The following is a 7161-nucleotide window of genomic DNA, read 5'->3' as shown; positions in this document are numbered from 1 at the left end:
AGCTATGCATCCGGCGGCGCTGCTATCTTCTGCTAATCGCGTGATGCGGATTGCGCAGGAAGGTGCTGCGGCTATTCCGCAATAGCGCGATGCGTTCTTCCGCAAGGCGGTCCGCTGCTACATAGGCAGGAATGCCACTGGTCCGCGAAATCTCCAGCACGCGGGTAATGCTGCTGTAAATTTTGCCAATCTGTTTAAAGGCGCGTTCCTTATTATAGCCATTCAGCTCATCGGCAATGTTGATTACACCGCCGGCATTAATGACATAATCCGGAGCATACACGATACCCATCTCATGCAGGGCATCCCCGTGGCGGGGCTCCTTAAGCTGGTTGTTAGCCGCACCTGCAACCACCTTCGCCTGGAGTACCTTCAGCGACTCATCATTAATGGTCGCGCCGAGGGCACACGGTGCGTAGATATCACATTTCACGCCAAGAATATCGGCAGGATCTACGGCCTTAGCACCGTAAGCATCAACCGCCCTGGCCACGGCCTCTTTGTTGATATCTGTTACAATCAGCTCGGCGCCTTCTTCATGCAGATACTTGCATAGCGTAAACGAGACATTCCCAACCCCCTGCACGGCAACTGTCTTGCCGGCCAGTGAATCGCTGCCGAAGGCTGCTTTGGCTGCTGCTTTCATGCCTTGATACACTCCGAATGCCGTAGCCGGGGATGGATTGCCCGAAGAACCGTAAGTCGCTGAAATCCCGGTTACAAAATCGGTCTCCTGATGAATAATGTCCATGTCTGCTTCCGTCGTCCCTACATCCTCGGCTGTAATGTAACGGCCGTTAAGTCCTTGTATGTATCTGCCAAAGGCGCGGAACATCGCCTCATTTTTATCTTTTTTAGGATCACCGATAATGACTGTTTTACCCCCGCCCAAATTCAGCCCGGCAACCGCATTCTTATAGGTCATGCCCTTGGCCAGCCGGAGCGCATCGACTACCGCCGCTTCTTCGGACGCATACGTCCACATTCTCGTTCCACCCAGTGCGGGTCCCAGGGTTGTGTCATGAATTGCAATGATTGCCTTTAAGCCCGATGCCTTATCCTGACAAAACAACAGTTCCTCGTAATCATCCCGCTCCATTGCTGCAAATAACTCCATTTTGTCCATTTCTCCTGTCTCATCTCTTTATAACGTGTTACGTTTCATAACAAAGCTAGTACACTCAAAGATTATTGTCAAGTTCATTTGTCCTTTTATAAGGAAAAAACATGAAATAAGTACGCATAGCAAACATAAACATAACGCAATATGTTAGATGATAGCGAGACGGGCTTCACTAAGCCCCTATTCCCAGAACTCATCCGGGCGGTATTGAATTTCCGATTGTACAGTGATCTTCAGGCACCCGGAAGCAGCATCATACTCCACGGGATTGTCTCCGACGTAATACCAATGCTTGATGACCGGACCGCCTGCCGGCTCCTCAAAGCGGAATACATTCAGCTCGGACCGCAGCTCCACTACTGCCGCACCTTGCTCAGCCTCCACTCCGCAAACCGTAATTAATGTAAGATCACCCTGCGGATCAAAACTATACGTCAGCCCGTCAGTGCTGCTGACGAGCATTCGCCCCGTTACGGAATGCTTCACCAGCACTCTCTCCTGCTGCATCATCATTCGTTCCTCCCTCAATGTTGTGCTTAGGCGGGACAGCTTACGGCAAATCAATCACCATCACCAGGGTATCCGCTTCAGCAGCAAGCAATAATTCGCTGTATTCCTCAATCCGCGCGGAATCTCCCGGAGACAGAACCTGATGATCCGGCAGTTTGAGCTGTCCTTCAATCAGATAGATAAAGACCCGCCGCCCCGGCGCCTGCTGAAAATTCAGCTCCTGCCCGGCTCCTGCCCGGCCAAGATAAATCGTCATATCCTGGGCGATATCCACAATGTCCGCCGTACGCTCTGCAGCCACCACAGGCAGAAGCCTGCCTTCAAGCTTAGCGGGATCAAAGCGCCCTGTGGTATAGGAGGGAGCGGTGCCGCGGGTACGCGGCATGAACCACAGCTGCAGCAGCCGGACCGGCTCCGAATCAGAAGGATTATGTTCTGTATGAATGGCGCCTGTCCCCGCTGACATCCGCTGAATGCCGCCAAAGGTTGTTTCCGCCACATTACCTAAATTATCTTCATGGCGCAGCCTTCCGGAGAGCACGATGGAGACGATCTCCATGTCACTGTGCGGATGGGCACCAAAGCCTCTGCCCGGGGAAATCGTATCATCATTACAGACCCGCATCGGGCCGAAGGCTGTATTGTCCGGATCGTAGAAATCCCCGAACGAGAAGCTGTGGCTGCCTTTCAGCCAGCCATGATCAAATTGGTGAGCGGATTCTGCAGAATAGACCTTTATCATGTGATCCCCTCCTGAAAGATTCATGAGCATCCTCTTATAACCATAGTTTAACAGAAAGCGCCGGAAAACAAAAAAACCACAGCCATACCGGTAACGTATTGTATCCGTTTTTTCTATTAAAAAAAGGACAGCCAGCATACGCCGGCCGCCCCTTATTCTTCTATAAAATCATTGGATAGGCCCCTACAAGGAGCATCACCGTCTCAATGCCTGTTAACCCTGAAATTCATTCCACTGGGCAACTTCATCCAGCGGCAGTCTGGCCGTTGAGCGTCCTTCGGCAGCGGCTTTGCCCAGCGCAATCAGCATCACGGTCACATACCGTTCCGGGATATTGAACAGCTCGCGGAATTGCTCGGGAATGAATCCGCCCATTGGTACGGTATCATAACCCTTCGCTTTGGCGGCCAGCATCAGCTGCATGGAGACCAGGCCGCCATCGACCAGAGCAATCTCCTTCAGCTTCTCTTGCGGCATGCTGGAGTAGCCTTCCTTGCTGCGCTTAGCCATCGCAGCGCCCACTTCCGCTGTTACATAACCAGCCGCTTCGGCGTATTCATAAATTTTGTCCGCATTGCGGTAAGCTTCGATGTCACCGATTACGGCAATTGTAGCCGAGGCGTCGACAATCTGCTGCTGGTTGTGGGCGATCGGCAGTACTTTCTCCTTAAGCGCCTGATCCGTAATTACAAGAAACCGCCAGGGCTGAAGATTGGATGAGGATGGCGCCAGAATGGCATCACCCAGAATCTCCTTAATTTCCTCATCGGAAATTTTCCAGGATGGATCGTATTTCCGTACCGAATGCCGCTCGCGGATCACCTTGCTAAATTCCACTTCCGATTTCAGTTCTGTTGTCATTGCCATACTCCTCCTCTTCCTAATCCAGTTGATTTGTATTCTGTGTGTATAAAAGCACAGTTAACCGCAAAAAAATATTCGTTGTTGCCCGGCTTTTGCGGCGTTTAACTGTAATTATTTATGCACAGTATAATCCACAAAAAAGCTTCCTGTCAACAGCCCGATTTGCGAACCATATCCGCCAGCGTATATTTCTCCAATACCGTCATCATGCTCCGGTCCATTTCCTCAAAAATATCGAAGCACGCTTCCTTCAGCTGTCCCCCCAGCGCAGTGCTGCACATCGTATCATTCCCTGCCTGGCAGCGCGACTCATCTTCCAGTGCCTGATAAATCTCTGCAAGCGTCAGTTCTTCCGGGACACGGTTCAGGGCGTAGCCGCCATCCCGTCCTTCCTTGGTCATCAGAATCTGCTCACGCGTCAGCTTAGCCATTGTCTTCCTTAACAAAGTCGCCTCCGAAGAGAGCAGTTCCGCCAGTTCACAGCTGGAACAGGTATTGCCTTTGCGCGCCAGCAGCACAAGCGCCTGCAGGACAAGTCCAAATGATTTATATTGAAGAGCCCCGCTGTTCCGTGTTTTCGCCATTGTTCCGGCTCCTTCCTAACTCAGGTGTTGTAGACTAAGTATAGAACGCAAACCCCATTTTGGCAAAATAAAGCCTCTGCCGGAATCAACCCGACAGAGGCTTGTTATGCATGATTATAGGCTACCAGCCGCTCAGGGCTTACAGATTCTAATATTAATTAGAGCTTAGCAATCGTTTCAGTCAGAACTGGAACGATTTGCGATTTGCGGGAGACAACGCCTTTCAGAACTGCTTTATTGTCATCCAGCTTCACATTGTAAGCCTGCTCAACTGCACCGGCAACACGGCCCAATGCCAGACCCACGGAATCATTGTTCAGGATATCTGTCACTACGAACAGGAACAGATCCAGTCCTTTTTCATCAATGATCGCAGTAAGGGCCGTTTCCAGCTCCGCCTGCTTGGAGAGCACGTCGTTCACGTCAACCGCGTTCACTTGGGCAATTTCCACTTTGTAGTCACCCATTTTGAATTCTTTGGCATCCAGGGAGATGAGCTGTGCAATGCTCTTGTCACTGAGGTCAGCTCCGGCTTTAAGCATGGACAGGCCGTAGCTTTCGGCGTCTACACCGGCAATTTCAGCCAGTTCGCGTGCAGCTGCTACATCCTCTTCAGTGCAGGTAGGCGATTTGAACAGCAAGGAATCGGAAATGATAGCAGACAGCATCAGGCCGGCGATCTCCTTAGGAATGGCTACTCCATTCTCTTTGTACAGCTTGTTCAGGATTGTTGCTGTGCAGCCTACAGGCTCGGCACGGTAGTACAGCGGGTGAGCCGTTTCAAAGTTAGCGATCCGGTGATGGTCAATAACCTCAACCACACGTACCTGATCGATATCATTGGCACTCTGCTGGCGTTCATTATGGTCAACCAGAATGACCTGTTTAGCTTCCCCTGCAACATTCTCAACCAGTCTAGGTGCAGCCACGCCGAATTGATCCAGCGCAAACTGGGTTTCGCCGCTTACCTCTCCCAGACGAACCGGTTCAGCATCCCATCCCAGTTCCTTCTTAAGTGCAGCATAGGCAATTGCCGAACAAATCGTATCCGTATCCGGATTTTTGTGTCCAAAGATCAAAGTTTTTTCCATTTCCAATCTCCTTACTTTGTTTTTTGTGAGAATAATATACCATACATTGATAGGGACAAGCCAGACAAGGAGCAGGAAGTTGTCGTCCCTCTCCGGCTGCAGTCTATAAAATAATAACCCGCTCATGAAAAACTCCGCAGGCAGGTTATTTTAACAAGAATGTATACAGTATAATTGCTCCTTTATGTCACTGTTTTTCACGTACAGCTAAATTCCTTTGATGACGGCCATCGGCTTACACTTCGCCACGACATCTGCCAGTCCGGCACCAGTGATACTGTCGATAATCTGGTCCACATCCTTGTACGCCTGCGGGCATTCATCGAGAATGGTGTCCAGGGAACGGTGGTTCACGACGATCTCGTCATCCGTACCAACCCGCAGGGATTGGCTGAATTCATCGACCGTCACCGCCAGCCGGGTGGCTCTTCTGGAACGCAGCCGTCCGGCACCATGGCAAATAGAGTAGAAATTCTTCACGCCTTCATCCCGGCCCAGCATAATGTACGAAGAGGTGCCCATCGAGCCGGGAATCAGGGCCGGATGCCCCGTTGCCTTATATACCGGCGTATTGAGAAAATGCCCCGGCGGCAGCGCCCGGGTCGCCCCTTTGCGGTGCACCAGCATCGGCTGGCCGCGGTGGAATTCCTTCAGCGCGTAGTTGTGCATCAGGTCATACAGCACCGGCATCTCAAACTGCGGACCGTACAGCTCACGGAAGGCTTCCTGCACCCCGAACGCAATCATATGCCGGTTCGTTACCGCAAAGTTCAGTGCAGAGTACATCAGATTCAGATAAGTCTGGCCTTCACGGCTGCTGATCGGCGCGTAATTCAGGTTCGGGTCGGGGTTGCTTACTCCCCATAAATGCATGGCTTCTTTAATTGTTCTGGTATGCTCCCGTCCCACCATCGCTCCCCAGGCGCGTGAGCCGGAATGAATCATTACGACAACCCCTCCGTCAACCAGCCCCCACTTCGCCGCCAGCTCCTTATACTCTTCCGCAATCTCCAAATATTGAATCTCACAAAAATGATTGCCGCTCCCCAGCGTCCCGAGCTGGCCATGTGCGTTCTTGCAGATCTTAGGCGGGAGCATCTCCAGAGCCGCATGGTCATAACTGAAATTACTTTCCTCCACATGCGTAATCCACTGGGGCGAAGGAATGTATTTGTCCGGCAGTCCCTTCAGCCCGCTGCGAACAACCTCCATAATCTCGATGTCAGCATAATTGCTGTTGACGCGTTCGTTGGTTGGTACATATTTTTCAATCGTTTCGATCAGCTTGCGGCGGATTTCCTTGTCCTGCAAATCCCGCTTGTGCAGCGGCGTCGTGTGCACGCGCATCCCGCAGCCGATGTCCACGCCAACAATTGAAGGTGACACCATACCGTCCTTCATATTCCACACCGCCGTTGTGCCGATGCAGGTCCCGACGCCGACATGCGCATCCGGGGTATAAGCCATGTATTTATTGCGCGGGATCCGCAGATTGTTGTCGGCCATCTCAAACACCTTATCCTCAAACGACTCGTAGATCTCCTGATTGGCAAACACGTGCAGCGCTCCATGCGGGAGTTCTAGCTCATAATGGTTACTGCCGTGTGCCTTACTGTTCCAGTTCATTGCTTCTCCTCCTGATTGTTGTTATTTATGCAAAAAAAGCTGCCGGTCCGCGTTCATCTTCACCTCCACCCGTATCCAGGTACAGCGAAAACTTGCGCAATCCGGCAGCCTCATTTCTTCCCTCTCTGCTGTAGCACGGTCATGCTATAGCCTTGGGAGAACCCTCTTCTTCCGCCTCACGGGAGAGGAAGCAGGATACTTGAGACAGACGGACAGATAAGGCTCTCGCTCGTCGGATTGTACGCGCTGTATGGATATAGTGGTGTAGTCAGGGGAAACGGATAGAAATAGGACCTGTATATCCTCCCGCTCTTGCCAATTCATCTTTGTATTCATGCTTCTCTCTCCTTTCAGGGTGGGCTGAAGTCTTTCTTATATTTCAGTTGCCGGGAATCGGTACATAAGAGTCCCCGGCTATGTGCACGGTAGAATCAGCGGGATTTATACCTCTGATTTGCTCGTTTCACCCGCGTGCGGCGGAATCAGCGGGATTTATACCTCTGATTTGCTCGTTTCACCCGCGTGCGGCGGAATCAGAGGGATTTATACCTCTGATTTGCTCGTTTCACCCGCGTGCGGCGGAATCAGAGGGATTTATACCTCTGATTTGTCCGTTTCACC

Annotated in this window: 8 protein-coding genes; 1 reads left to right on the top strand and 7 read right to left on the bottom strand. The window is 51.5% G+C overall.

Going from position 1 to position 7161, the window contains the following annotated elements; all coding sequences use genetic code 11:
• Positions 1–22: 22 nt before the first annotated feature.
• The 7 genes from AQR02_RS00745 to AQR02_RS00715 all read right to left on the bottom strand — a co-directional run bounded on the left by AQR02_RS00745 (position 23) and on the right by AQR02_RS00715 (position 6540).
• The gene (locus tag AQR02_RS00745) at positions 23–1117 is read right to left on the bottom strand and encodes a Glu/Leu/Phe/Val family dehydrogenase (RefSeq protein ID WP_054938956.1); all 1095 of its coding nucleotides are present in this window, start codon (positions 1115–1117) and stop codon (positions 23–25) included.
• Positions 1118–1303: 186 nt separating this feature from the next.
• Positions 1304–1633 (bottom strand): hypothetical protein, encoded by a 330-nt coding sequence (locus AQR02_RS00740; protein WP_054938955.1) that lies wholly within the window; start codon positions 1631–1633, stop codon positions 1304–1306.
• Positions 1634–1673: 40 nt separating this feature from the next.
• On the bottom strand, positions 1674–2375 hold the full coding sequence (locus AQR02_RS00735) for a pirin family protein (RefSeq protein ID WP_054938954.1): 702 nt from the start codon (positions 2373–2375) through the stop codon (positions 1674–1676).
• A gap of 213 nt (positions 2376–2588) precedes the next feature.
• The gene (locus tag AQR02_RS00730; RefSeq protein WP_054938953.1) at positions 2589–3236 is read right to left on the bottom strand and encodes a nitroreductase family protein; all 648 of its coding nucleotides are present in this window, start codon (positions 3234–3236) and stop codon (positions 2589–2591) included.
• Between the two features lie 152 nt (positions 3237–3388).
• Positions 3389–3823: an Rrf2 family transcriptional regulator gene (locus AQR02_RS00725; protein ID WP_054938952.1), complete on the bottom strand. Its 435-nt coding sequence runs from the start codon at positions 3821–3823 to the stop codon at positions 3389–3391.
• A gap of 158 nt (positions 3824–3981) precedes the next feature.
• Positions 3982–4914, bottom strand: coding sequence for a manganese-dependent inorganic pyrophosphatase (locus AQR02_RS00720; RefSeq protein ID WP_054941939.1), 933 nt, complete (start codon positions 4912–4914; stop codon positions 3982–3984).
• Positions 4915–5121: 207 nt separating this feature from the next.
• Complete coding sequence (locus AQR02_RS00715; RefSeq protein WP_054938951.1) at positions 5122–6540, bottom strand: RtcB family protein; 1419 nt, start codon at positions 6538–6540, stop codon at positions 5122–5124.
• 418 nt (positions 6541–6958) lie between these two features.
• On the opposite strand from AQR02_RS00715, the gene AQR02_RS32945 reads away from it, so the two are divergent.
• Positions 6959–7161, top strand: a 203-nt coding sequence (locus tag AQR02_RS32945) for a hypothetical protein (protein WP_209444102.1), incomplete at its 3' end; no start/stop codon positions are given.

The sequence above is a fragment of the Paenibacillus ihuae genome, from assembly GCF_001368795.1.
Lineage (GTDB): Bacteria > Bacillota > Bacilli > Paenibacillales > Paenibacillaceae > Paenibacillus_AQ > Paenibacillus_AQ ihuae.
Note: the sequence above shows the minus strand (reverse complement) of the source record. Positions and strands in the feature narration are given on the sequence as shown.